The sequence below is a fragment of the Xenorhabdus kozodoii genome (assembly GCF_002632875.1).
GTDB classification, from domain to species: domain Bacteria; phylum Pseudomonadota; class Gammaproteobacteria; order Enterobacterales; family Enterobacteriaceae; genus Xenorhabdus; species Xenorhabdus kozodoii.
Genome location: NZ_NJCX01000014.1, coordinates 12,869 through 38,168 on the forward strand (window position 1 = coordinate 12,869; position 25,300 = coordinate 38,168).

Consider the following 25,300-nt stretch of genomic DNA (forward strand, 5'->3'; position numbering starts at 1 on the left):
CAAAGCCGCGCTATCAGTAAAGCAGCAACCTGAAAGGTGAAGCAAAATCAGAGAAACTTTATAGCCCTCCCCCTCTAGTCTGCTGCACATTAGAAGGAGAGATTTTGTAATAAACTTTATCACTCATAAGCGGCTCATTTTCAATTTTTACTGAAAGAATGGAATTATCTTTAGAAATCGCATAATAGCTAAAATAATTTCCTTCTCTTTCATGGGGATAATGAAAATCAGGCTTAATAAATTTTTTCATATAAGACTCATCAGATGAATGATACTCATCTGAATAAATCACCTTTTGATCCCTGACAAAAATAATTTTATAAAAAAGTCCAGTTTCGTAATCAAATTTAACTCCGACAATCTTTTCAATATCCTCCGGCGCCATCCCTTTGTCGATGATATACATTTTATCCCAGTCGAAAGGAATGATTTTATTCATATCAATCAAGCAAGCTGTATTTTTTTGGCAATGCTTATCGGCATAATCAATAATCCCGAACCTGCTGTTTTCAAAAGATAAAAATAAAATGGCAGTTCCCAGTATTAACGAAAAAATAATAATATTACTTTTGTTGACACTATGGAAAAACATCATTCCCCCCTTCATAATCAAATCTGATATGAGAAAACGGCCTTGGAATTTTAACCTTTAGAATCAAACAATTAAAATTATCCCTTCATCACAGCACTGATAAACATAAACAGAAAATCCCCCCTTCTGCCTTTCCAACAGCAGCCTGATATTTTTGGAATTTACAATATGCCACGAAGGTGTATCTTAAATTGCGGAGACGACTCCACATCACTTATTACTTACAAGCGATTGTTATACAACTACTATTTATATCGTCAGTGCGGCTTACAAGATAAAATTCGGTATTTATTTCTCATTTTTAGCATCAAGAGTGTTATGCAGAGATATCCTGAATGACTAAAAAGTATAGTAATTGTACCCGCGTTTTTTTTGATTTCAAATAGAAAAACATGGTAAGCAAATAATAAACGAGATAAATAGTTGCTAACGTGATTTTATGATAGTTTTAGGGTAATCAAGTATGTCTGATTTGTTACGTTAAGGGATAGTAACCAGAAAAGAGAGACATAATTTAAAACTTCAATTCCTCTTTTTTGGTTGCCGGGCCCACGCCCGGCGCAAGTTTTTTGAGGTTTACCAGGCCAGCCAAAGCACGGTGGCGAAACAGGCGCTGGAGGGGATCCGGGAACTGTATAAACTGGAGCGAAAAATTAAACACCGCCCCCCGGATAAGCGGCGTCAGTGGCGGCAGCGTTATGCGCGTCCCTGGCTGGATAAGTTCCACTCCTGGCTGCAAACCTGTCAGGCCAAAACCGCCCCCAACTCGGGATTATACAAGGCGATAACGTATACGCTGAACCGCTGGACGGCACTGGTGTGCTATCTGGATGATGGCCGGGTGCCGATAGACAACAACCGGGCGGAGAATGCGATCCGGGGAGTGGCGGTGGGACGAAAAAACTGGCTATTTGCGGGCTCCTTAGCCGCCGGACAGCGAGCCGCCATGGTGATGAGTTTGCTGGAAACGGCTCACGCGAATGGTCATGACCCCTGGGTTTGGTTACGTGATGTCCTGCGCCGGTTACCCACCTGGCCGAACAACCGGCTGAATGAGCTTCTTCCCTGGCCTGAAAACCCGTTTAGCTAAATCCCACTTTGTGCTTATCTGATAAAGCAAGGTGAGATCACCGGACGGTTACTGCCATTCATCTTAAAGGCCAATGGTTTAAGGCGGCCGGCTTTGATAAGGGTTGCACCCTGACCGTGAAGATTATGGAGGGCTGTCTGGTGCTCATTCCTGACAGTAACGACACCCGCATCATCAAGCAACAGTACCAGCGCCAGCAAGACCAACTCAGTGAGATCAAGCTGCGGATGCGGGAGCTGATTGGGAATTATAAGGCAGGATAAAATAGAGTAATTAATTGTCCGGCAAGCTAATTAGCCGGACAATTAAAATTTAATAACCGGAAGAGTATTACATCGTTCCGGTATTATAAAATTAAATTTCCAACTTATATAAAACTGATAAAAAATCAGTAAATGTATGACTTATGAGATGAACATTACTCATATCAGGCAATTCACCTTCATCTGCTTCAAATTCATGATCCCAGAAAAACACACCAGGATTATCGTTTGATAAAGAAATCAATATCAAATTACCACCTGGATCATGAGCTATAGGCAAAAAATCAAGAGGAATTCTATCCTTATAGTCAATAAAATAATTTCTGAGATCATGATGTTTCTCACACCCTAAACTAAGAAATCGATCAACAGATGAGCCATCTTCTTCATCATTTAAAAAGAGAAAAGCATCAGGATCAGGATAGCCCCCATTATATTTTTTTACAAAATTTCCCAACCGGAACGATATCAAAAAGTCGTTTACCGTCCCAAAGGACTTGATCGCACGATCCCTGCCATTCATTTAAGCGGAAACTGGCTTCGTGAAGCCGGGTTCGCTGTCAACGATCCGTTAAAAATCAGAGTGATGCCGGGATGTTTGATTATCACCGCCCAGAATTTTTATGAACTGTGGCACTGCCTGAAAAGTCTGAATAAAGGTGAGTGGGATGATATCGCCGTCGCCCACTGGCTACAGCAATTTCCCGGCCAGTTAAATAAAACCGGACTAAGAAAAAACACATAATAGCCTGTTTTACAATGAAAAAATAAATAGTTTGCTGATGGAATATGAACCGTTTTCTGTTGTTCTGTTGCCCTTTTTTCATTTTGGGAAGCGGTTCGCATTTCTGCCACGTTAAATAACACAAGGCGTGTATTTATGGATCTTTATCTTTCCTCTCCTCTTGCCGAACTGCCGGCCTGTGTGATCAGCGGGGATGCATTGCAAAACATTGGCTTTACCGCTGAGGCGTTATTTCATATTACGCAATTTGCCAATGGATTAATTTTGTCACTGATTGAGCCAGAAACTGAACCCGATCTTGCCGCCTTATTCCATCAGACCGAACTTGATCCCCACCAGGGCATCGATTGGGTACGCGACAATGGCAAGCTTTATCTGGCGGGTGATTGGCTGGCAGAAAGCAGTTTGCTGGATCATCCTGTTAGCATTGAAACCGCGCATGGCCTAATTGTCATCAGGGCTGAACTGCCGATATTGCTGGCTTGAATAACTCGGTCAAAATAAACCGGCATGGCTACATAGCATTTCGGTTTATTTTTAGGCTGTATTCTGACTAGGCAAAACCATGCGATACATAAAGCCGCCAAAACAGAACGTTATTACACCGTGGGATACGTACCGCAAAATGACAAGGCCAACGCCCCGCCGGCCAGTGGCTTAAGGCAGCCGGGTTCGATAAAGGTTGCACCCTGACCGTGAAGATTATGGACGGTTGTCTGGTGCTTATTCCTGATAGCGATGACACCCGAACCATTAAGCAACAGTACCAGCGCCAGCAAGACCAGCTCAGTGAAATTAAGCTCAGGATGCGGGAGCTGCCTGGGGATTATCAGGCCGAATAATCGTAGAAAGCCGGAAGATCACAGGGATCTTTCCGGCTTCATTACTTTAATTATAAATATCTCTATCTTCAGCTTTTTCTATAAATAAATCTTGTAAGCCGCCTTGTATTTCTTCATTTTCATATAACAATGTAAAGTCGCCATCAATATTTGGAGGAAAATGAGAACCATCAATAGTTCCAAAGATAGTTGATGCGGTATCAGACATTATTACCTTAAAGAAACTTAAAATAGCTACTTGATCTTCATTATCTAATTTTGATAATGCTCTCTTAGCTTTTGAATATACTCCTTCTCGATTACTGTCTGATGAGTTTGTTAAATTATCCTTGTAATTCTTAAAGTTATCATCAAACAGCTCATTGAAAATCGATTCTACTACTTTTTCATCATTTTTCATTTTATTACCTTATCAACACATTTGAATCTGACCTCTGGATACATTCTCTTATTCATATCAATAAGATCTTTAAGTACCTTATTCGGTATTTCAGGATAAACCCGCTTCAATTCTCTTATATCACGAGCAACCAATTCCCTAGCATTAGTAAATTTCTCACCCGTTCTTGAGTTTTTCGTGCTTCTTGATACAACACCTAAATCTCCTCTGGATATTGTATGTCCAGATTTTGGCACTAAAATAGCTGGCCCAGTATTTGGATCATAGTTTTTCACAAGGTTTTTCATTATTGCTTTTTGACCAGCATGGTGAGCATCAAGGCCTAAATTCTTACCTTTGACTAATCCCCTCAATGTTCCATATTCATCAACGGCCCAATCTTTTATTCCAGAAGCAGAACAAGGTGTTAGTCCTAGTGGATCGATCCAACCCGTTGAATTTGATACGTAAGCATAGGGATTTTTTCCTCCCAGCAACCCCAACGGGTCAGGCGTCAGATAGCAACTGGCCACCGGCGAAAAATACCTGTGCCGATTATAGACCAGCCCGCTCTCTTCATCCAGCCACTGGCCGGCGAACTGTAGGCCCGGGTTCAGTGCCGGGTTTTCACCCAGCACCCCCAGACGCAGGCCGTACAGGCTGTGCGGTGGCTGGCGCCAGACCCGGTGGCCGGCTTCATCAAACAACGCCAGCGGCTCCCCCGTCGGGGCGCACACCGCGTACTGCGTCTGGATTTTCCCGGCCAGCAGTTCACCGCGGTTTTCCGGGTCGGGGGTGAAAAACTGCACCTGCTGCGCCAGCAACTGCCAGCCGTCAAACACCAGATGGCGGATGCAGTGCAACCGGTTGTGCCGGTACTCGCGGATTTCCGCCGGCATATCGCCATCCCACAGGTAAGTGGTACGCTCGCCTGACTGTTCACACACTTTTTCGGTGCGCCGACCGAAGGCATCGTAGCGATAGTCCCACTGCTGGCCGCCCGGCGTCTGCACCCCGATAAGCTGGTTCTGGCTGTTCCAGCGGAACTTGGTCAGTTGGGCGCGATGCCCTTCCTGCCAGAGTTGCATGGCCGTCATCCGACCGCCCGCATCGTATTCGAATAAATGCTGGCCGAGCTGCCTTAACCGGTGCCCCTTCTGGTACAGCCGTTCCCCGTCTATCTCATTGAGGCCGTCCTCAGACGGGTTCCGGTGCAGTCATACTTTTTTAAGCGATTTTTTCCTTGACTATCAGCTTGTTAAAGAACCGTTTTTACCTGTTTAGCCCACATCCGCGAACCTAAGACCCCGATATGCACTTTCTGGATTTTCAGCCGCTTGCCGTTGTGCAGTATAGCGCCCCTTTTTCTTTGTGATGGGCTGAACAGCCTGTTTTTGTGATGTTTTTCACTTTCGGCAACGGGCGAACGCTGCCCGGCTTGCCGGGCGGCGGACGGCCGTTCTGCGGGTGCGGGCGGCACAGAGCCTGCAAGCGGCGCCCTGCGACGCTCCGGAGCACCGGTGTTTCAGATTGAGCACGGCTTTGCATGACCGCCCCGGGTTGCCAAGGGAAGCCCCCTCAGGGGGCTGCACGGGGCGGAGATGGCGAGCACGGCAACGAGCAAGGAGTCTGCGACTGCGAGCCGGGCGCAGCCAATGCAGCAGGGTTGGGGCGGGGGAGGTAAATTAGCGGAGGCCGCAGGCCGACCTGCCTTCAGGGGGTTGGCCTGAGCAACGCACAGCAGCTAAAGAAGGAAGGGGGTTTAGCCTGACCGTGCCGCGGTGCCGGAACGTGGGCGCGGTTTTTGGCAGGCACAGGCTCAGACGTTTAGAGCAGAAGGCGCCAGCCTTGTGCGGCGGCACGTCAGCGATGCCGACAAGCGGGGGCGCCAGACATAATGCAGATTGTACGTTGCGAGCCGCGCTTCGGGGGATGGGCGGGACAACGCGGCACCCCGGCGAGTTTCGCACAATCTCCCTGCATTATGTTAAATGGGCTTTGGGCGGCCGGCACAGACGGATTGGGGACGCCGTGGCCGCCGCCGCCCATGGCCCATTTACCCCCGCCGGCGCCGATGCCTCCGGGCAGTCCGGCCACGGTCTGCCCTTGCACCGATCCCAGCAAACTTAACGGGGATTATCGGATTTTCTGCCAACTTAAAAGTTTTTTCCCACTGCCGAGTTCCCCACAGCACTTTCTAACATGGGATAATGGGAGTTATCCCATGTTAGCTGTGTTATGACTTTAACGGAGGCCACTACTGTCTGACATCCCGTGTTCCGCTTGCGCCGTATATTAGCGACTCATTGGTCTGGTTGTACGTTCTCAGGACGTTCCGCTGGATGCGTCTCCTGATGCACTTTCTTTAAGTGTCCGATAGCCACACGGGTATAAATTTGCGTGGTTTCCAGCCGTTCATGCCCCAGTATCGCCTGGATGTGCCGGGTGTCGGCACCGTTGTCCAGCATTTGGGTCGCCATCGAATGGCGGAACAGGTGGCAGGCACCGGGTTTGTCGAGCTGCGCCTGTTCACGGATAACGTGCCCGACGATATGGCTTAAGTAATCACTCGACAGCCCGCATCCCCGGTCTGAAAGAAACAGGTAACCACTGTCACGGCGCGCGGCCAAGCGGGGGCGAACCTCCGCCAGATACCGGGTGAGCCAGTCCAGCGCCCGTGTCCCGATGGGCACCACCCGGTCTTTCAACCCCTTGCCCTGACGCACACAGAGCACCCCGCGCCCGTGGTCAATGTCACCCATACGCAGGTTAGCGAGTTCCATCCGGCGTATCCCACTGCTCCAGAGCACTTCGAGCATCACCCGGTTGCGAAAGCCGTGCAGCGTCCCGCAGTCCAGGCTGCCGAGCACCTGCCCGATTTCATCGACATTCATCACCTGGGCGGGCAGCCGTTTTTCTTTTTTCGGCAGCACAAGCCGTTCCGCCGGATTGTATAAAATCTGGTGACGGTGCAGCAACGAGCGGAACCACAGCCGCAGGGCGTTGAGCCGCTCACGCTGGCCGCTGTTGCAGTAAGGCTGCCCGTCGGCCTTGCGGTAAGCGCGAAGATAACGCTGCCAGCTTTCCAGCAACGGCAGTGAGACCTGCGGGGCGGTGTGGATAGCCCGCTGTTCGCACCAGTCCACGAACGGCACTAAGTAGGCCTGATAAGACCGCCGGGTTTTCAGACTCTTACCCTGTGCCGTCAGGGTGTCCAGCCAGCCGTCCAGTTGCTGGCGTAAGGTCATTACCGTGAAGTCATGCGCGTTTAGCATCAGTCAGCTCCTGGTATTTTTTACGTGAAAGCGAAGCGGTAACAGTACGGTGTGATGTTATTTTCTGAGGTTGCTGGAACTGTGATTTTTCGTTTAACCAGACTTGCGGGCATCAATCCCTGTCTGACTGCGGCTTTAGGGCGGTTTTGGCTACCCAGACTTGGCCCCGACTTAGGGCAGACTTGATATAGACTTGCGTCAGCTCTGCCCAGACTTGCGATCATCATACCGGCACGATCAGGCCGCTTAAGTGGGCGCTGTCGCCGTCACCGTCCCACAGCAGTTCGTATTGCAGCAGATGCCCGCGACTGCCACCGTGAACAAGCAGATATTCCATGTCACTAAGCCGTTGGCAATGCAGCTTAAGCTGGCTGTCGCTCCAGTTCGTGTAAGCCCGGATATCTCGCCGGGTAAAGCGCACTTCCCGCACTGTTTGCTGCCCGGCCACGGCCATTTCCTGTGCCATCTGTTGGATGAGCAGCAACAGCTTGCGCGTCTGCGGCGGCATCTCGTCCAGCGTCCGGCCTAAGATTTCGTGCGCGAGCTGATTGGCGAGCCGGATATCGTTTTTCGTGACTTCGATATATTCCAGTGTGTTCCCGCGATGTTCGGCGGTTTTGATGTCCCGCTGGTACTGATGCAACAGGGCAATGCTCTGAATAAGCGTCAGGTATTTCATATGGTCACGGCGGGTACGGGTCTTGTCTGACAGGAACGTCAACTGGCTGGCATAGGGATTAACCACATTCAGCGGTTTCAGCAGCCGCTGGGCGTTCTGGTGAAGCGCAATGAGATAGTCCCGCTCGTTCTCAGCCAGCAAGCCTTCGAGTGTCTGCTTCTGGCGCTGCACCGCATGGATCGCTTCGGTCTGTTCGCGGGATTCGTTGACGGTCAGCACCAGACAACGATTTAACAGCTCTTCATCCACATCGATAGCGGTTGTGGTGAGCATCAGCATTACCGGGCCTTTCACCGTGTAGCTTTTGGTGACCAGCGTGCCGGTCGTCTCATCCTTGCCCGTGCTCGCCATCGTCAGCTCGCCGTCTGACTGCAACAGCTTGAGCGCATAGGCAGCCTGCCGCACCCCCTCTTCTTCGGCAATGGCGAGGATTTTATGCTGGAGATGGGTTTCCCCCAGATAGAACAGGCTCTGGCCTGTCATGGCGCTGTACTGGATGCGCTCTTCTGGCGGGATCAGGTTCAGCACCGCCTCCATCAGGCTGCTCTTGCCCGCGGCGCTGCTGCTCTGGATCAGGACAGCTAAGGGTTTGGGCAGTTTACGGCTCACTGCCGCCAGATAGCCTGCCAGCAGATTGGTGCTTTCGCCGACCACGCCACAGGCAGCTAAATCAGCGGTAATACGGCTGATCAGTTGGGGATCTTGCAACAACGCCAGCGCCGCCTCCCGTTCTGCCTCGCTCAGTTCAGGCGCCGCCGCTACCGGGTTTTCCCCCTGCTGTAGCCACTGTTCGGCTGCCAGTAACACCTGCCCCAGCGAACGCCGCAGTTCCCCGTCTGCCAGCCCCAGTTCGGTAGCAGCCAGCCTGGCATAACTGTTCCGGCTGCGGGCACTCATCAGATCAACCCCATCAGCGAACAACACCCCGCTCTGCCTGTCCAGCACCTGCGCATTGAGTTTCATGGCAGCGGCGCCGGCTTTGACTGCCCCCATGCCCCGCAGGCACCATTGCAGTGTACCGACCGATATCAGCAGCTCGCCATGGTCGCCGGATTCACAGACAACCCCCGGTGTGGTGTTGGGTGTGGGGTCAGCCACTAAAGCCGAAGCGGGTTCGGGAGCCGGAACGGGATCAGCCGTCTGGCGCTCAAGGGCCACCATGCCCACCGCTTTCTGCATCGGTACTGCACTTTCAAGCAACAGAGCAAAGGCGCTTTCCGGCTCAGCGACCTGACACAGATAACCGTTGGCATCCATCTCCGGCGGGAACACCACGCGCAACGGCGTGATGCCTTTGGCAACCAGCGCGGCCGCCAGTTTTACCGCCGCCTCATTGCCTGCGCTGTCATTGTCGAACGCGATCAGCACCTGCTTAATGCCGTACTGTTCAAAGGCCTGCCAGTGATCTGCCGTGACCCCGTTCACGCCATAAGCCGCCGTGACATGACGCTGCCCGGCGACCCAGAACGACAGCGCATCAATCAGCGATTCACACAGGATCAGGCTTTTCGACGCCATCAGCGCCGCCGTATTCCAGACGCCGCCATGCGCCCCCGGCAGATACAGATGCAACGGGGTGCCCGCCCGCAGGCGATCCGTGATTTTGCGGCCGTACATTTCCTGCACCTGCCCCTCAAGACCGATCACCGGAATGACCAGCGAGCCGCTGAAGTGCTCATGCCCGCTTTCACGTAACAACCCGGCCACCTGAAGCTGGGCGCGGATCTCCGCCCCGGCTTTCAGTTGCCGGGCGGGCAGGCGATAGCCCAATGTGCGGTTGGCAAAGCCCAGCTTAAACCGGGCGACTAATTCAGGATGGTTAAGCCGCCGCTTGGTCAGATAGGCCTGCGCTTCCGGGGCATTCAGCAGCGTATGGTGATAAAACGCAACCACCCGTGACAGCAGCGCCTGTTGCCCGGCGACATCGCTAATCAGTTCTGACGAGGCAACCAGCGGCTCAACCGCCGGATTGCTGCCCAGCAGGGCGCGTAACCGTTCGCAGGCATGACGCAGGCTTAAATTCTCCGTCTTCATCACCCAGTCCAGCACCGACCCGCCCGCATCGCAGCCAAAACAGTGATAGAGATTTTTGGCGGGCGTAATGACCATCGAGGGCGTTTTCTCCTCATGGAACGGGCACAGCACGGTCATGTCTTTGCCGCGTTTAAAGAGCTGCCGCCCCTGCTGCTCAATAACGGCCACTAAGGAGACGGCGGATTTCAGGTGCTGTAATTCTGCTTCGGGGATGCGAGCCATAAAGTGACCTTCCTAAAATTGCGTCAAGATTCCATTGCTCTTTTATTTAGTATCCGATAGGATACCGATATAAAGCAAGCACTTTTTGGGGGATAGAATGAAGGCAAATTTCTCTGACTGGTTTAATTCAATGAGTATTGCTAACAGACTCATCGCCCTGCGCAAGCAAAAAGGCTTATCACAACAGGCATTAGCAGATGCTATCGGTATTCATGTCACACAGGTCAAGCGTTATGAGGGCGGGATTTCGTTACCGTCTCTGGAAGCCGTTAAGAAGATAGCGCAGACGCTGCGAGTGACAACAGATTCACTGATATTTGAAGATGATGAGCTACAACCTGATAGCGATTTAGCTCTACAGTTTCAGGCTATCAGCAATATGCAGCCAGAACAGCGGCAGGTCATAAAGGAAGTGCTGGAAGGGATGATCATTAAATATGAAGCTGAACGCTGGTCTTCCAAGATGAAGTAAAAACGATTAACGCAACGTATTCGGGCGGGCACCCGAACACGCTGCTCACCACAAGCAACTAATTAGGAGTTGAATGATGGCTAAGGCGCATTCTAAGCAAAACCGTGCAGTAAATAAAGCTACGAAAACAGAACGTTATTACACCGTGGGATACGTGCCGCAAAACGGCAGGCCGAACCCCCGACCCGCGATAAATTTAACGGGAAGATGGCTTAAAGCGGCGGGGTTTGAGATTGGCGGTACACTCACCGTCAAAATTATGGATGGCTGCATTGTGCTCATTCCTGATAGTGATGGCACCCGCGCCATCCGGCAACAATACGAGCGCCAGCAAGACCAGCTCAGTGAGATTAAGCTCAGGATGCGGGAGTTGCTTGGGGATTATCAGGCAGGATAATGACAAAAAGCCGGAAGATCGCAAGGGTCTTCCGGCTTTTTCATGATGATATTGCTTCTATACCAACTATTGTTTTAATACCATTGGATTAAAAACGACTATTTTTTTATCCTTAGTAACACCACATGGCATAAAACCTTTTTTAAATATGGAGAATATTTCTTCTAATTTAGAACTCTCATTGAAAGAAAATAAATGTCCGGTAATATACGTCCACCAGACATTTACAATACAGTTATAATTTATGCAAATTAATTACTAATTAAAAACCATCCCAAGCATCGTATTTATAATTATCATCTATGATTTCAAATTCAACTCCCTTTAAATTAAGTGATTCAAATTTTTCCTTGAATACATTTGAGCAAACTGGTTTTGATAATTCTTGGCAAAAAAATAAATGCTTAGATATATCTTCTTTAATATGGAATTTGTCTATTTTTTCATAATAAATTTTATCTAGCCCTTTATCCTCAGGAGTATCCAATTTATCAGTGTATATATCTCTAGAAATAGAAAATATAGATTTTTCAGGATCTAATATAGATATATAATCAGAAAGAAAAAAAAGAAAATATTGTTTTTTGGGTGTTTTATTTCTGTATAACTGAATCGTAACTGGTACAGTTATGCAGTTTATTTTTAGTTCTTTACATAAATTCAATATATCTAATGAAACCAAACGGTCTTTGACGAAAAAATCTCCATCTAACTGATTGGATTTAATTTTTATATTATATTTATCAGCTAATTCTTCTAAGGATGGTGGTTTTTTATAAATATCATAAGATGGTAATTCAGGATTCCATTCTTTATCCATGAAATAAGGTATTCCTACTCCATCTGGAGAATATTTAACAATGAAAAAATCATTTTCAGTATGAGTCATATTAATCTCCCAGTATTTGGATCAACTTTAAATAAACCATTTTCTAAACCGTTTCTAGCCCAGTCTTGAATCTTTTTAACACCTAATGCTAACTGAATATCGCTTAACTTATTAGCGTTTTCTGCGAGCTTAATAAGTTTTTCTTCAACTTGAGCTGTGTATTTATTATGATTAGACCAGTGGCCTGGTATCCCAATCTTATCAGCTAAGTCCTTTGTACCTGGTAAAAATATTCCATTAGATGCACCATCCCCGTTCCAACCAATCTTTTTAAGACGATCAAATACAACCCCGTATTCTTTATTTTTAATTAGTTCTTCAGGAATAAGATGATGATTAGCCATACCATCACGCGCTCTTGCTCCCATATTTCTGCCCAAAACACAACTAGATAATCCAAGTGGGTCAATCCAAGACATTGGATTATGCACATAAGCATAATGATTAACGCCTCCGCGTAAGCCAATAGGATCAGGCGTCAGATAGCAACTGGCCACCGGCGAAAAATACCTGTGCCGATTATAGACCAGCCCGCTCTCTTCATCGAGAAATTGGCCTGCGAACTTGAGCCCCGGATTCAGTTCCGCATTTTCACCCAGCACCCCCAGACGCAGGCCGTACAGGCTGTGCGGTGGCTGGCGCCAGACCCGGTGGCCGGCTTCATCAAACAACGCCAGCGGCTCCCCCGTCGGGGCGCACACCGCGTACTGCGTCTGGATTTTCCCGGCCAGCAGTTCACCGCGGTTTTCCGGGTCGGGGGTGAAAAACTGCACCTGCTGCGCCAGCAACTGCCAGCCGTCAAACACCAGATGCCGGACACAGTGCAACCGGTTATGCCGGTACTCGCGGATTTCCGCCGGCATATCGCCATCCCACAGGTAAGTGGTACGCTCGCCTGACTGTTCACACACTTTTTCGGTGCGCCGACCGAAGGCATCGTAGCGATAGTCCCACTGCTGGCCGCCCGGCGTCTGCACGCCGATAAGCTGGTTCTGGCTGTTCCAGCGGAACTTGGTCAGTTGGGCGCGATGCCCTTCCTGCCAGAGTTGCATGGCCGTCATCCGACCGCCCGCATCGTATTCGAATAAATGCTGGCCGAGCTGCCTTAACCGGTGCCCCTTCTGGTACAGCCGTTCCCCGTCTATCTCATTGAGGCCGTCAAAGCGGCGGGCGGGGTAACCGGAGGCATCGTACTGGTAATGCTCCCGCAACCGTTCGCCATCACTGACCGAGGTCACCTGCCCGTTGCCGTTGACCACATAGCGCAGCCCCTGCCGCTCGTCGTTGGCCGCCACCAGATTGAGCGCCGCATCGTAACGGTATTCCCGGTCCAGCCCCGCCAGCGTGGGTTGCGGGATATCCGCCACTTCATGCGCCGCAAAAAACTCGGTGTTGCGCCCGGCACGCTGCGCGGTCAGTTGCCCCATCAGGGTGTGCGTTTGGCGCAGGATGAAACCCTTATCCGACTGGCGGTGCCATTCCTGCCCGTCGTCATCCCGCGCCAGGCTGAGGGTAGCCCCGCCATCGAGGCTGAGCCGTTTAAGCTCGCCCACCTTGTTGGTTTGTGTGCTCGCCTGCCAGCCACTGCCCGCCGGGGTAACGAGAGTACGCCCCACCGTCGCACTGTCGGGGTAATCCCGCCGGAGTTCGCCGTGCGCCTGCGTTTCTTTCACCAGACGGTCGTTGTCATCGTATTCAAAGGTCAGGGGCGCGCTGTCGGGTGCCGTCACGGCCAGCAACCGGCCGAGGATATCGTATTGGTAGGTTGTCGTGCCTTCCGGCGTGTGCATCGCCGTCAGCCGGCCGGCCGCATCGTACTCATAGCGGGTGAGCTGATTTAGCGCGTCGCGTTTTTCAATGCAGTGGCCGTTGCCGTCATAGGCATAATGCCACTGGGTGCCGGCATAATCGGTTTCCGTGATGACCCGCCCGTCCGCATCCAGCGTGTAACGGTAGCTTTCGCCCTGCGGGTTGATGACGGCCAATAATTGCAAATGGTCGGGGTCGTAACGGTATTGCCAGCGATGCCCTTCCCCGTCCACCCGCGCCACCGGCAGGTCAAACGGCCCGTATTCGATATGCCATTGCACCCCGCGCGCATCCGTCCATTCGGTCAGGTTACCGTGCCGGTCATGGCGAAAACGCTCCAGGCTGTTGTTCGGGCGATCACTCAACGAAACCCGGTGGTGGCGATCGTATTCCCACCGCCACAGCGCCCCGCCCCCCGACGCCAGCCGTTGCAACCGGTCCTGGCTGTCGTAGCCCAGCCGCAGGCTGCGCTTCTCCTCATCAAACAGGCGGGTCAGCCGCTGCTGCGAGTCATATTCCCAGGTCCGTTTGTGCCCCTCATCGTCCTCGGCGGCGATCACCAACCCAAATTCATTGCGGGTCAGCGTGGTTTTACGGCCATCCGGCGCGATAAAGCATTCGGCATGGCCCCGGTCGTCATACTGCTGCCACCCGACACGCCCCAGCGGATCGGCCAGGCTGACCAGCCGATCTTCCTCATCATAGTGGTATTGCCATGTCGCGCCGGCCGCATCGGTAAAGGCGCTGACCAGCCCGGTATCCGCCAGATAATCCTGCGTCAGGCTTTGGCCTTCCGGCAATATCTGACGGCGCAGGTTGCCCCCGTCATCGTATTCATAGCGGGTAATATGCCCGCACGGGGTTTCGACCTGCGTCACCTGCTGCCGGTCATTGTAATGCCAGGTGGTGGTATGGCCCTGCGGGGTCGTCGAGCGGGTGATACCCGGCGCATAAGTCAGTTGCACCGGGTAAAACCCGCCACTGCCCACGCTGTGGATGCAACGCCCCTGCGCGTCATAGATATAGTCCACCGCGGTCTGGTCACCGTCCGACCAGCGGCTAATCAGCCCCTGCGCATTGTATTCATAGAACAGGTGGAAGTGCTGGGTGCTGTCCGCCTCCGCCAGCGCGCCATTGTCGTGATAGTCATAGCGCACCATTACGGCATTCAGGTTGTTGTCCGTGCGGCGCACTTCGGCCAGCAGGCCATCTTCGCGGTACACCAATACCAGCGCCAGGCCGTCGCTGTGGGTGACCCGGTCTAGCTGGCCTTGCGCGTTGTAATGAAACCCAACGGTATTATCGTTGCGGTCACGCAGGGCGGCCAGTTGCCAACGCTGTGCGCCGGCAGTCACCGCGATGCCCGGTTGGGTAAAGTATTTTCTGACCGGCTGATTGCGCTCGGCCAGCACGAAACCCTGTTTTTGCCGGCTCAGGGTAAATTCCGGGTGCTCCGGGTTGATACTGTGGTCAACCCCCGGGGGCAAGGCAAAATGCAGGGAAGCGCCTTCCAGCGTCAGAATTTCCACCCGGTCACCGGTGACGATAACCGCCTCGGAGAAATTGTCCAGCCAGTTTTCGCCCAGCAAACCCCGCTGCCCCGGTGACCAGCTGCGGGTCAAGGTCAGCGGTATCGTTTGCCCCAGTTCAAACTCGGTGCGCTGGTCAAACAGGCTGCCGGTGGTCACGTCTATCGGGTCGCCCGTGAAGAATTTTTTGGTGGCCTGGGTGAAACGTTTAATCCCTTTATTGGCTTTAAACGCCGCCCTGGCACATATCACCCGCCCCTTCAGGGCATGGACGGCTTTTTTGGCTCCCAGTTTTGCGCCAGCCAGCACCGCCTGCCGGCCGGTTTGGGTCAGCAGTTTACCCATGCCTTTGAGCAGCCCGCGGCTCGGCGGCACCAGAAACTCCACCGCCACCAGTAACGCCCGCTGCCAGCCGGAGAACTCTTCGGCAATCTCAAGGTAAGTCCCCTGGCCGGAGCCGATAAAGACGGTGCCCGCCCCCCCTTTGATGGCCGCACCACAGACCAGCTTGTCGCCAACCCGCGCCGCCGGTTGGCCGTTGATAAACACGGATTCACTGCCCTGCGCTATCAGGGGCGGTGCCGGGTGTTTGCTGCACGCCGCCATATCGACGGTAGCCCGTGCCGCGGCTTTTCCTTCAATGATGACGTTACCGGAACCGCTGCTCAACACCCCGTCCGGTGAGCCGAAGCTGTCAATAAAGTTTGTGACGGCCGAGCTGGCGGCGGCGATGGCATCGCTGGCCAAATAGGTTAACCCGCTGCCGGCGGCTGCCACCAAAAGGGTGGCACCCAATCCGCCGGTGCCGGCCACCAGCAACCCCACCGCCCCGAAAATCGCGGCGCCAATCAGGGCGCCAGCCACGGCCCCCATCAAGGCACCCAGGAAGCTCTTATGCTGGATGGGGTCGCCCTGACGGGCGGCTGCCGGCCCACGGGCACCGCCCGCCGGCGGCCGGGGAGGCCGGGCATGGGTGGCCCCGACCCGCGCAATCCGTGTTACGATTTCGTCACCGAATCCCATATTGGTTTCTCCTTATGCGGCCTGAAAACTGCTCACCACCGCCAGCAGGCTCTCGCGCTGCCCGTCATCAAAGGGCTGCGGGGAGGTCAGGTTAAAGGCCAGCAACTGGCGGCCGCGGATTTGCAGCACCACCGTCTGGTGCATCTCCCCTTCCGGGCTTTGCCAGTGATAATCCAGCCGCCACGCCGGCTCGCCACTCAGGGTCATGGGCTGCCGTTGGTGCTCCTGATACCCCGGCAGGTGGGTGGCAAACTGGGTCAGGGTTTGTTCATAATAGGCCGCCGTCTCCGTGCCCAGCGGTACCGGCGTGCGGTTAATCACCAGGTTAACCCCGCTGTCATCCGGCAGCACAAACACCTGCATCGATTCATCGCGCCAGTCCGTCGGAATGGTCAGGCTGCCTTCATTCATCGGGTAAGTTTGGGTACTCATCGGTATTTCCTTGTGTTATTCAGCTAAAAGGGGTCAGGGGGTCAGTTCAGGGTGATCACTTTCTGGCCGTTGATGATCACCGTCTCGCCCGTAATATGGATGTTGCCGTCTTTGTCGATCGAGATGCTGCCTTTGGTATTGCCGATACAGATGCCGTCTTCGGTGGACTGGAGGGTGATGGCGCCTTTGGCACTGAGCACACTGGTTTTTTCCACCGTCACCTGCCGGGTGCCAATGCTGCTGACTTCCAGGCCAATGACTTCCTTATGGCGATCTTTGCGCACCGAGATCACCTGGTTATTGCCGACACTTTCGGTGTGGTCATGCACCACCCGGGTCGAGCGATCATTGAGGACTTCGGTGCTCATGTCCTTCTGCGCATGCAGCGCCAGCCGCTCGCTGCCTTTGGCGTCCTCAAACAGCAGTTCGTTGTAGCCCTCGCCCTTGTGGGTCTTGGAACGGAAGGCCATCTGGGTTTTGCTGCCCGGCAGCGCGCCCGGCGGGATATTGCTGGCGTGGTAGGTGCGCCCGGTCACGATGGGCTGATCCGGGTCGCCGTGCAGAAAATCCACTACCACTTCCTGCCCAATCCGCGGGATGGCCAGCATGCCCCAGCCCTGCCCCGCCCACGGCTGGGTGACGCGTATCCAGCAGGAGCTTTGGTCATCGCTCTTGCCGTAGCGATCCCACGGGAACTGGAGGCGCACCCGCCCGTACTGGTCGCAGAAGATTTCTTCCCCGGCCGGCCCCACCACTTTGGCGATTTGCGGACCGTCAATCACCGGCTTGGGCAGCGGCGCCGGGCGCCAGTGCTGGTGATGGCGGATGAAACTGAACTGGCTGTGCAGCGTGGTGCCGCTGTCGCTGCCGGCGGTTTCCCGCGCCTGCGGCTGACGGCCGGTGTGACTCGCCCCCACCACCTGCCACGGCTGGTTCAGGTCTTCCCGCGGGTGGTTGTACAAGGTGAACAACCGCCCCGGCTGGATGGCCATCGCCTGGCCGTGCCCGTGCCCGGTCACGGCATCGTTACGCAGCCCTTCCAGCCGGTAACGGGTAAAATCTTTCCCGTGCGCCTCATCCTTAAACCGGCCGGGGTAGTCGTAATGTTCGTAATACCCCTGCTGGAGGGTGTCGTCCTTCATCTGCTGGCGAAATTCCGCCGCCCAGGCCGGGTTTTTGAAGGTGTAGTCCTTGAGCTGCACGGTGGCCGGCCGCACCTGCGCCCGGTGGGTCAGGCTGCTCACCGCCGGCTCGCCCAGCGAACTGGTTTCCGGCTGGTAAGGCAGGACGATACCCGGCGGCACCGAGCCGGCATCATCGGCAAACACCAGCGTATTGCGCCCGTTGCCGCATTCAAAGAAGTAGAAGATGCCCTCTTCCGCCGTCAGCCGTTGCAGGAAGGCAAAATCACTTTCCTGGTATTGCACACAGAATTCCCGTTCCGGGTGGGCGTGGCGCAGGCTAAAGATGACGTCACGGATACCGTGCTCTTTCAATAGCGTGGTGATAATGGCGGCAATGTTCTGTTGCTGGAAGATACGCGAGTTCTGGCGCAGCGTCGTGCGCCACATATCCGGCCGGATGCTCATCTGGTAGGTGGTCTGGTGCAAGCCGGTATTGCCCTGCTCAAAGCTGGCGACCATCCCGGTGATACTGCGGCTTTCTACGCCGTCCTGCAAAATGGTCAGGGTGGCGCTGCGGTCAAGCACCGCCGGAAAGTCGATGGCCGGGTCGGCACTCGCCAGCCCCACTTCCAACTGGAAGGGCTGGGAAAAGTGCTCGTGCAGGGTAAAGTCGGTGACGACAAAGGTCTCCGGCGCCAGCCCGCCCGCCGTCAGGGTAAATTGCAGCCCGCTCGGCGCGCGCCCTCCCAGCATCTGGCCGGCGACCTGTTGCAGGGCCTTGATGGCACCCGACTGGCCACTGGCGGCACGCGCGGCCAGCCCCTGGCCGCCCGGCGTCACTGTGCCGGCAATGCCCTGGACGGGCAGCCGCGGGGAGCCGGTGCCCCCCAGACTGCCCGCTACCTGTTGCCCTTGCCGGACTAACGCCTGCCCTTTTTGCAGCTTTGCCAAATTTTTTTTCAATGACATCGGATATCTCCCGGATTAATGCCCGCTGTCCGGGGTGACGGCGGGTTCATGGTGGATGGCCGGCGGTGCGGTCGGTTTTTCAGCCGCCTGACGCAGCCGGTCATAGCGACCCAGCAGGGCGTTAAAGCGGTCATCGAGGGTTTTCAGCAGCACCGGCGGAGGCACGTCGTCGCTGGCCGTATAGGTGCTCAACTGGCGCAACAGCTCTTCCAGCGGCACGTCGCTGCCGTGGCTGCGCTGGATGTCGTAGATGGCGGTTTTCAGGTAGGACAGCGTGAAACTGCCGCGGGTGCGCTCTTGCAACAGGATTTTGTCCGCAAGCTGCTGCAACTGGTCGCGGGTGGTGTCCCAACTGCGGCTCAGCGGCACGCTGTCAATCCGGGCGGCGACCTGTTGCTGCCACTGGCGGGTCGCCTGCTGCTGAACCGGCGACTGTGGCCAGCGTTGTGCCGCGGTCGCCGTCAGGGTACGGGCGGCTTCCCACGTCGCCAGCACGGGCGTCTCGGCTAACCGCTCTAACTGGGTCGGGTAACTGGCCAGCTCCGGCTGGGTCAGCCAGGCCAGCCGCGCGCCTGCCGGGTGGCCGGTGATGGCCTGGAGCTGTTGTTGCACCGGCTTGTAGAACAGCAACCAGCAACCCACCAGCACCAGTAATCCCAACAGGGCACCCAGGCCAAAGCCCTGCCACGCTGTCAGCCCCTGCCGGGGCGGTTCTGGAAACTGCACCCGCACGCGCGGTTGGGCGTCGGCCACTGGCGGCGGGTCATGACGCACCGGCGGCGGGGACGGGGGGGTGTCCTGTTCAGCTTCCGACTGGGACAGGTAGACCAGCGGCGGCATCTGCACCGGCGGGGATACCGGTCGGGCGGTCGGGCGGGGTTTTTCCAGTTTTTTCGCCGCGTTCTGGAAGAACCACAACAGGTTTTCCACCCGTGGCAGGCGTTTCAGGTCGGATTGCTGTAACCGGTCAATCATGAGCTGGAGCGCCCGTTCAGCGCGGTAAATCATCCGCAGGTCGCTGGCGGCAAAATCCATCTGGCGCAGCACGCTGCTGGTGCGGGCATGGAACCATTCCAGCAGGTCGGTGCGCACCGACGGCTGGGGCGGCCACAGGCGGTCCCATTCGCTGACCATCCCCCCCGCCAGCAGTTCACACCCCTCGGTGAAGCCCGCCAGCCCGTTCAGTTGCAGCCGCGCCAGGGTGTAGTAAATCGCGGTCTGTAAATCGACGCCGTTGGTTTTGAACAGGGTCAGGGACAGGGATTCAATCAGCGGCCAGTTCACTTCCGGCTGAGCCGGGTGGCTGGTTTTGTTGATTTCATCGCGGATAACGGCAAATTCCGGCAAATTCAGCGGACTGCCGCCGGCCCGGATGATGAGGTTGTCAGGGTTTCCGCTCATAGTCTCGCTTTTCTCCTTAAAAAAACCCCTGCCCGAAGGCAGGGGACGGTATGGCTTTCACGTTTTACCGGCTGCCTTGGGGTCAATAAAGGGTGTCCGGCAACTTGAATTGGCTGAATAATCCGCCAGCAAACGGGTTGTCCGATTCATCCACATAGATGCGATAGGTCATCTCACCCTCATCCACGCCAAAGCGCACGTCAAAGAAGCCCGGCTGGACGTTGGTCAGCTTGCCGCTGTTAATCAAGCGCAACTGCGCCCACGGGCCGATAAAGCTGATAGCGCGTGGCGACTGGTTGCTTTTCGCCGGCATCAGGGTCAGTTTGCTTTCCGTACCGGCTCGCATCGAGTTAGGCCAGACCAGCCGCGACACGTTGCTGCGCCCGTGGGAATAATCCACGAGCTGGCCGTCCAGGTTCAGCAAGGCGCGGCGTTGGTTGCCGGTCAGGCTCACCGGCTCGATGGCAAACTGGGTGCCGAGGCCGTTTTGGGGGGTAAAGAAGGTGGTGCGAATGCGGTTCGCCAGCGCCAACTGTTTCATCACGTCCGGCCGGATAAGCATCTTGCCGTCAGTGCCGGTCGTCAGGTTATTTTCCACAAACGGTTTCAGGCTTTGCTGGTAGAAGGCATCCAGTGTCCCGCCCGGCCGGAAGAAGCGGTCAAACTCGCTCAACGGCACTTCTTCCTTGGCGTTCGGGTTGAACGGATAGCGGCCGGCCAGATAGGTCTGGTACTGTTTGACCACCGTGTCGTTCCATTCCACTTCCAGCGAACGCACCGCTTCCATCATCACTACGCGCCACGCCTGCTCAGCCAGTTCGCCAATCCAGCGGTTTAACGGCTCCGGCAGGTTTTTCGCCATTTGCTGCACTTCAAAAATGGCGTCGCTGTTGTTTTTATCCAACCGCATTTGCACCGCTTGCAGGGCGGCCTTACCGGGCACCGGCGAGTTCTGGATCGCCAGCAGGTAACGGTGCAAGGCCATCAGTTTCTGGTAGACGCTTTGCAACGTACTGCCCTTGTCGCCATGCTCAACCAGTACCCCCGTTTCCGGGGCGAAGTCACGGCTGATGCGGTTTAACAGGCGGTAGTCTTCTTTCAGTGTCAGTGCCTGTTTTTCCTTGTCGCCCAGGGCGCTGTTGATCACCGGCGGCGTGGTGTTATCGCTCAGGATTTGCAGCGCCCGCTTGATAGGCTGTTCGCCACTGATCACCTGTTCGATGGCACTGATGGCTTGCGGCAAGTCATCAAAGTCACGCACTTCGAGGTTGTTCATCGCCGCCCGCCAAGTGGCCGTGTACTCAGCCACGTACAGTTCCGTGATTTCGCGCTGGATCCGCGACTGATCTGTGTCACTGTATTTGTCGTTAATCTGCGACGGTGCCGGTTCGTTGCGCTGCTCCGGGGTCGTGTTCTTGATGTTCAGCACCCAGCTATCCATTGCGGTCAGTTCCACCAGCTCATTGCCCTGCTGGACGAAATAATCCATCAAGCCGTGGCGGGTCAGGAACTGCGGGATCACCAGCCGTTTTTCGTTGCTGGCCACAAACACGCTGTCAAAGCTGGGGCCGACCTGGTCACGCAGGTTGACGGGCGCCGACAGCGCATCCTGCGCCTTGATACGCAGGTTCTGGTACACCCGCTGGTTGACGGAAAGCGCTTTCAGCTCCTGCTGAGCCTGATGGATCGGCTTGGCAAACGGGGCAAAGCGATCCACCGCATCCTGCTCGCCTTTATCACGCTTGTCCTTCCAGTCAGTCCGCTCCAGCGCGTAGTTCAGGTGGGTCAGTAACGCCTCCTGCACATCACGCTGGCCGTGGAACGCTTTGCTCCAGCGCTCACGCATGTACTGGGTCACCAGACCACGGTTACGCTTGCTGGCATCTTCCATCATGCGCATCACCCGCAGGATTTCGAGTTTTTCTTCACTGCCGGCCGGTGCCTGGGTTAAGTCATCCAGCAGCCCCTGCATCATGGCCGGCAGGAAACGTTGCTCCAGCAATTTCAGGTAGGTGCCTTCAACATACGGCCCGACGCCACCGCCCTGATATAACGCCATGTCCGTCAGGAAGGATTTGTTGTCGTGATAGTTGCCGTAAGCCAGCGTCGCATCCCGGATCGGGTTCAGCAGCGGCAACTGGAGATTGCCATAGCGGTCATCCCCTTTCGGCGGCGGAACGGACAGGAAGTTTTTCGCCTGCGCCAGCACTTCTTCACCGGCCTGATAGTTTTTCTGGTAGAAGTAATGCCAGCCCCCCCACATCGCCAGAATGACCAACGCACTGATTGTTGAGAAGGTATACAACTGGCGACGATTCCGGCTCAGCCAGATCCGGTTTTCCGCCGCCAAATTCGGTTCGGCCAACAGGACATTTTCGAACAGGGCGTGGGTAAAGTACGGCAAGGTGTCGCCCACCGGCCAGGTCGGGAAGGCTTGCAATCCCAGATGATACTGCGCCGACGCGGATTGGCTGAACAGGTCATCCATCTGCCCCACCTGATGTGCCGAGGTCAAATAGACGCCACGCAGGGTCGGGCGGTGGTGTTCATCGTTATACAGGATATCGTCCAGCATCTGGACGATATAGCTGTACAGCCCCTGGATCTGGCGAGTAAAACTGAACAGGGCGCTGCGCTGGTTGGCATCCACGTTGTTCAGCATCATGTCCGGCATCGCCGCATTCAGGTTGCTCATCCACTGTGTCCAGAATTCCTCCAGCTCACTGCGCCACGCTTTTTCATCGCGGTTGTTCAGGCTAAACGTCACCCCCAAAATCTGGTCGCGCAATTTGCGATCCAGTGACTGGTACATCGCCTCAAAGCCGTGCAACAAGTCAATTTTGGTCATCACCAGATAGAGCGGCAATTGGCTGTGGAAGGTCAGACGAATGTCTTGCAGGCGCTGGTGGATCTCCCGGACATAGCGTTCGCGCTGTTCACGGCTGTCCGTCATCAGGCGCAGGGTATCCACGGTCAGGATAATCCCGTTGAGGGGCTGGCGCTGACGGTTTTCCGTCAGCCAGTTCAATAAGGCTTCCCACAGGCGGCTGTTGATTTGCGGTTTGTCGCTGTTTTGCGGGACGGGCTGGTCAATCAACTGGCCTTTCGGATCGATGATGACCGCTTTTTCCCCCAGCCAGCAACGCAGCCTCAGGGGAACTTCACCGTCCTGACGCAAATATTCCGGTGCCGCGATTTCGGAGAGCTTATAGCCTTCCTTGATAAGTGAGGTTTTACCACTGGTCTGGCTACCGATGACGATGTACCACGGACGTTCATACAGGTAATTGTGTGAGTCCAGATGGCGTTGTAACTGGGATTTCCAGTGATCCAGATAGCGATCTTGATGTTCAATATCGACCCGTACCGGATCAACGACTTTCAGTTCAACGTCAAGGTTCAGTTTTTCCAGCGTTCGCAAGCGACGCCACGCTTTCATGCCAATCCAGAACAGCACCACCATGATAATGATGACGGTTGCCAGCCAGCGCGATGCGAGGCTTTCCAACGGATAGTCGTTGCGGAGTTTCCATTCAGGTCCCCACCACCAGACTGCAATTAACAACAAGCAGGGGATGAGTGCCAGAACCAGTGCCATCAATGCCTTGAGACGTGGCAAGGACTTAAACTTTGCCAGTGTCGGCAAGGCGGATTTCAAGGGTGCCAAAGATGACAAAGAGGGCCATTTCATGGGTTAACGCTCCTGTTTGAAGCCGTATCCTTGAGGGAAGAGGGAAGATTTTCAGCCAATAAAGCCAGCAGGCTGGGTTCCCATTGAATAAGTTGCATGTGTTGTCCCGTGTGTAACAAATTCCGGTAATGCTGTTGAGCCAGCGCTGTCATGCCGGCTTCTTCAAGCAGTTGGGCATTGAGCAACTGACCATAAAACTGATCCCGTGGCTCCGTTAACTGTTGCTGGTGTTCTTCCAACATTTTCAAGGCCGCTTCCAGTCCTTGTTGCGCCAGACATTGCCAGATAACCTCCTGATCAGCCGACATGGAACCCTTGCCGGTTGCCACCGGTTCAGGGGCGAGCCAGTCGAGGGTTTCCGCAGAAATAAAGGGGCTCATGTCGGAAAAACTTAAGGTTTTCAGCACGGGCAGGCGTTCCAAAAAGGCATTCAGCCCGTCACGGATGGATTGGGCAACCTTGTCATAACCCAGTTGTAAGGCAGCTTGTGCCGCAATGGCATGACCATCCAACCAGTAAGGAGCCAGCGTCAGGCTTTGTTCGATTTGCTGGAGCAGTGTGTTGTCCGCCGTCGGCAATCTCGCCAAGTAGTCGGCACTGCGATCTGCGGAAGCCGGTGCCAACGGGGTTTTGCCGGTCGCATTTGCCATCGGAGCCGTGGTGATGGTGTGCCATACCGCGTGACGGCGCAGGGAATAACCAATCGGGGATTCAGGATGCCGTTCACACAACAAATCGGCGACGGTCATCAAGGTCTGCTTCCACGCTTTTTCGCTCGAACTATTCACGTCTACTTCTGGCATCGGTAGCGCGTTAAGCCCCTGAACTTCTTGCGCCTGAGATGCTGCTATAGATACCGGCGCGGCGGTAGACGCCGGTTTGGTTTCCGCCGCGACGGCTTCGCGCTGGCGGTTATAGCGAACGCGCAGTTGGTCCACTTCTTTGGCAAGATCGGGTTCATTCCCATGCCAGCATTGGGCGAGGTGCGCCAATGCCCCTTGCGCCTCATCCCGTTCACTTTTGCTTGCGTGCTCAGTAAAACTGCCTTGTGCTGACTCGAAACGTTTGAGCACTTGCTGTGCCAACCGACGTTTTATCTGGGGCTTGGTTGGCCACGCTTTTTCCCAATAGTGTTTGATATAATCGGCCAATAGTTCCATGGCGAGGATCAGCTCAGCCGCATTGCCGGCATGTTGCAGGGTACGCAGCAGGTGAACAAATAGCCGGAAGTCTTTGCTGTTTTCACCCAACAATTGCAACGACTGGCGCTGGATCTCTTCAATATCCAGCGAGCCATGTGACAGCGAACCAAACTTGATCATTTCGCCGTCAATGTATTCCCATGCGGGTTCATTCTCTCCCAATGCCTTGCCAATTTGCTCGTCAGGCAAGGGCGCCAGCAGGGAGCCGAACCAGTCAAATTGTGTTCTGATATCCATGTCG

Annotated in this window: 20 protein-coding genes and 1 pseudogene; 8 read left to right on the forward strand and 13 right to left on the reverse strand. The window is 54.6% G+C overall.

The window, feature by feature from the left end; genetic code table 11:
• Window positions 1–58: 58 nt before the first annotated feature.
• A complete protein-coding gene (locus tag Xkoz_RS10770; RefSeq protein ID WP_099142162.1) occupies window positions 59–592 on the reverse strand; it encodes a hypothetical protein in 534 nt (177 codons plus the stop codon).
• Between the two features lie 538 nt (window positions 593–1,130).
• On the opposite strand from Xkoz_RS10770, the pseudogene tnpC reads away from it, so the two are divergent.
• Window positions 1,131–1,682, forward strand: a pseudogene (gene tnpC / locus Xkoz_RS10775) (IS66 family transposase); the annotation flags it as partial.
• Between the two features lie 56 nt (window positions 1,683–1,738).
• Window positions 1,739–1,945, forward strand: a complete 207-nt coding sequence (locus Xkoz_RS10780) for a SymE family type I addiction module toxin (protein WP_099142163.1) — start codon at window positions 1,739–1,741, stop codon at window positions 1,943–1,945.
• A gap of 91 nt (window positions 1,946–2,036) precedes the next feature.
• On the opposite strand, the gene Xkoz_RS10785 is transcribed toward Xkoz_RS10780, so the two are convergent.
• Entirely contained in the window at window positions 2,037–2,402 is a 366-nt protein-coding gene (locus Xkoz_RS10785) for an SMI1/KNR4 family protein (protein WP_244183450.1), read from the reverse strand.
• Here Xkoz_RS10785 and Xkoz_RS10790 point away from each other — a divergent pair.
• The 3 genes from Xkoz_RS10790 (at window position 2,394) to Xkoz_RS23005 (ending at window position 3,532) form a co-directional block, all read left to right on the forward strand.
• Complete coding sequence (locus tag Xkoz_RS10790) at window positions 2,394–2,690, forward strand: SymE family type I addiction module toxin (RefSeq protein WP_422646053.1); 297 nt, start codon at window positions 2,394–2,396, stop codon at window positions 2,688–2,690. The two genes, Xkoz_RS10785 and Xkoz_RS10790, sit on opposite strands and share 9 nt — an antisense overlap.
• Window positions 2,691–2,825: 135 nt before the next feature.
• Entirely contained in the window at window positions 2,826–3,176 is a 351-nt protein-coding gene (locus tag Xkoz_RS10795) for a SymE family type I addiction module toxin (RefSeq protein ID WP_099142166.1), read from the forward strand.
• A 209-nt stretch (window positions 3,177–3,385) separates the two neighbouring features.
• Window positions 3,386–3,532: a hypothetical protein gene (locus Xkoz_RS23005; protein WP_244183457.1), complete on the forward strand. Its 147-nt coding sequence runs from the start codon at window positions 3,386–3,388 to the stop codon at window positions 3,530–3,532.
• Window positions 3,533–3,578: 46 nt separating this feature from the next.
• Here Xkoz_RS23005 and Xkoz_RS10805 read toward each other — a convergent pair whose 3' ends face one another.
• Both Xkoz_RS10805 and Xkoz_RS10810 read right to left on the reverse strand, forming a co-directional pair.
• A complete protein-coding gene (locus tag Xkoz_RS10805) occupies window positions 3,579–3,932 on the reverse strand; it encodes a hypothetical protein (protein ID WP_099142167.1) in 354 nt (117 codons plus the stop codon).
• Complete coding sequence (locus tag Xkoz_RS10810) at window positions 3,929–5,128, reverse strand: RHS repeat domain-containing protein (RefSeq protein WP_479688397.1); 1,200 nt, start codon at window positions 5,126–5,128, stop codon at window positions 3,929–3,931. Before Xkoz_RS10810 ends, Xkoz_RS10805 begins: the two co-directional genes overlap by 4 nt.
• Before the next feature lie 680 nt (window positions 5,129–5,808).
• Between Xkoz_RS10810 and Xkoz_RS20855 the strand changes: the two genes are divergently transcribed.
• Entirely contained in the window at window positions 5,809–6,153 is a 345-nt protein-coding gene (locus Xkoz_RS20855; protein ID WP_167386580.1) for a hypothetical protein, read from the forward strand.
• Between the two features lie 61 nt (window positions 6,154–6,214).
• Here the strand turns inward: Xkoz_RS20855 and xerC are convergent, their stop codons facing one another.
• Both xerC and Xkoz_RS10830 read right to left on the reverse strand, forming a co-directional pair.
• Entirely contained in the window at window positions 6,215–7,186 is a 972-nt protein-coding gene (gene xerC / locus Xkoz_RS10825) for a site-specific tyrosine recombinase XerC (protein WP_099142170.1), read from the reverse strand.
• A 223-nt stretch (window positions 7,187–7,409) separates the two neighbouring features.
• Window positions 7,410–10,121: a CHC2 zinc finger domain-containing protein gene (locus Xkoz_RS10830; RefSeq protein ID WP_099142171.1), complete on the reverse strand. Its 2,712-nt coding sequence runs from the start codon at window positions 10,119–10,121 to the stop codon at window positions 7,410–7,412.
• Window positions 10,122–10,251: 130 nt separating this feature from the next.
• Here Xkoz_RS10830 and Xkoz_RS10835 point away from each other — a divergent pair, with 130 nt between their 5' ends.
• Both Xkoz_RS10835 and Xkoz_RS10840 read left to right on the forward strand, forming a co-directional pair.
• Window positions 10,252–10,593 (forward strand): helix-turn-helix domain-containing protein, encoded by a 342-nt coding sequence (locus Xkoz_RS10835; protein ID WP_324292616.1) that lies wholly within the window; start codon window positions 10,252–10,254, stop codon window positions 10,591–10,593.
• Between the two features lie 76 nt (window positions 10,594–10,669).
• Window positions 10,670–10,990 carry a SymE family type I addiction module toxin gene (locus Xkoz_RS10840; protein WP_099142172.1) on the forward strand — a complete coding sequence of 107 codons (321 nt, stop codon included), beginning with the start codon at window positions 10,670–10,672 and terminating at the stop codon, window positions 10,988–10,990.
• A gap of 262 nt (window positions 10,991–11,252) precedes the next feature.
• On the opposite strand, the gene Xkoz_RS10845 is transcribed toward Xkoz_RS10840, so the two are convergent.
• From Xkoz_RS10845 to tssA, 7 genes are all read right to left on the reverse strand, one after another.
• On the reverse strand, window positions 11,253–11,879 hold the full coding sequence (locus Xkoz_RS10845; protein ID WP_099142173.1) for an imm11 family protein: 627 nt from the start codon (window positions 11,877–11,879) through the stop codon (window positions 11,253–11,255).
• Window positions 11,876–16,240: an RHS repeat-associated core domain-containing protein gene (locus tag Xkoz_RS10850; protein WP_099142174.1), complete on the reverse strand. Its 4,365-nt coding sequence runs from the start codon at window positions 16,238–16,240 to the stop codon at window positions 11,876–11,878. The genes Xkoz_RS10845 and Xkoz_RS10850 overlap by 4 nt, the downstream gene beginning before the upstream one ends.
• 12 nt (window positions 16,241–16,252) lie before the next feature.
• Window positions 16,253–16,672 carry a DUF1795 domain-containing protein gene (locus tag Xkoz_RS10855; protein WP_099142175.1) on the reverse strand — a complete coding sequence of 140 codons (420 nt, stop codon included), beginning with the start codon at window positions 16,670–16,672 and terminating at the stop codon, window positions 16,253–16,255.
• A 41-nt stretch (window positions 16,673–16,713) separates the two neighbouring features.
• On the reverse strand, window positions 16,714–18,765 hold the full coding sequence (locus tag Xkoz_RS10860; protein WP_099142176.1) for a type VI secretion system Vgr family protein: 2,052 nt from the start codon (window positions 18,763–18,765) through the stop codon (window positions 16,714–16,716).
• A 15-nt stretch (window positions 18,766–18,780) separates the two neighbouring features.
• Window positions 18,781–20,166, reverse strand: coding sequence for a VasL domain-containing protein (locus Xkoz_RS10865; protein ID WP_099142177.1), 1,386 nt, complete (start codon window positions 20,164–20,166; stop codon window positions 18,781–18,783).
• Between the two features lie 82 nt (window positions 20,167–20,248).
• The gene (gene tssM / locus Xkoz_RS10870; RefSeq protein WP_099142178.1) at window positions 20,249–23,857 is read right to left on the reverse strand and encodes a type VI secretion system membrane subunit TssM; all 3,609 of its coding nucleotides are present in this window, start codon (window positions 23,855–23,857) and stop codon (window positions 20,249–20,251) included.
• A complete protein-coding gene (gene tssA / locus Xkoz_RS10875; RefSeq protein WP_099142179.1) occupies window positions 23,854–25,296 on the reverse strand; it encodes a type VI secretion system protein TssA in 1,443 nt (480 codons plus the stop codon). Before tssA ends, tssM begins: the two co-directional genes overlap by 4 nt.
• Window positions 25,297–25,300: the final 4 nt, after the last annotated feature.

Coding starts and splice junctions, on each gene's coding strand:
- Xkoz_RS10770 (WP_099142162.1), bottom strand. CDS start 592: ATGTTTTTCCATAGTGTCAACAAAAGTAATATTATTATTTTTTCGTTA.
- Xkoz_RS10795 (WP_099142166.1), top strand. CDS start 2,826: ATGGATCTTTATCTTTCCTCTCCTCTTGCCGAACTGCCGGCCTGTGTG.
- Xkoz_RS10805 (WP_099142167.1), bottom strand. CDS start 3,932: ATGAAAAATGATGAAAAAGTAGTAGAATCGATTTTCAATGAGCTGTTT.
- Xkoz_RS20855 (WP_167386580.1), top strand. CDS start 5,809: ATGCAGATTGTACGTTGCGAGCCGCGCTTCGGGGGATGGGCGGGACAA.
- xerC (WP_099142170.1), bottom strand. CDS start 7,186: ATGCTAAACGCGCATGACTTCACGGTAATGACCTTACGCCAGCAACTG.
- Xkoz_RS10830 (WP_099142171.1), bottom strand. CDS start 10,121: ATGGCTCGCATCCCCGAAGCAGAATTACAGCACCTGAAATCCGCCGTC.
- Xkoz_RS10835 (WP_324292616.1), top strand. CDS start 10,252: ATGAGTATTGCTAACAGACTCATCGCCCTGCGCAAGCAAAAAGGCTTA.
- Xkoz_RS10840 (WP_099142172.1), top strand. CDS start 10,670: ATGGCTAAGGCGCATTCTAAGCAAAACCGTGCAGTAAATAAAGCTACG.
- Xkoz_RS10845 (WP_099142173.1), bottom strand. CDS start 11,879: ATGACTCATACTGAAAATGATTTTTTCATTGTTAAATATTCTCCAGAT.
- Xkoz_RS10850 (WP_099142174.1), bottom strand. CDS start 16,240: ATGGGATTCGGTGACGAAATCGTAACACGGATTGCGCGGGTCGGGGCC.
- Xkoz_RS10855 (WP_099142175.1), bottom strand. CDS start 16,672: ATGAGTACCCAAACTTACCCGATGAATGAAGGCAGCCTGACCATTCCG.
- Xkoz_RS10860 (WP_099142176.1), bottom strand. CDS start 18,765: ATGTCATTGAAAAAAAATTTGGCAAAGCTGCAAAAAGGGCAGGCGTTA.
- Xkoz_RS10865 (WP_099142177.1), bottom strand. CDS start 20,166: ATGAGCGGAAACCCTGACAACCTCATCATCCGGGCCGGCGGCAGTCCG.
- tssM (WP_099142178.1), bottom strand. CDS start 23,857: ATGAAATGGCCCTCTTTGTCATCTTTGGCACCCTTGAAATCCGCCTTG.
- tssA (WP_099142179.1), bottom strand. CDS start 25,296: ATGGATATCAGAACACAATTTGACTGGTTCGGCTCCCTGCTGGCGCCC.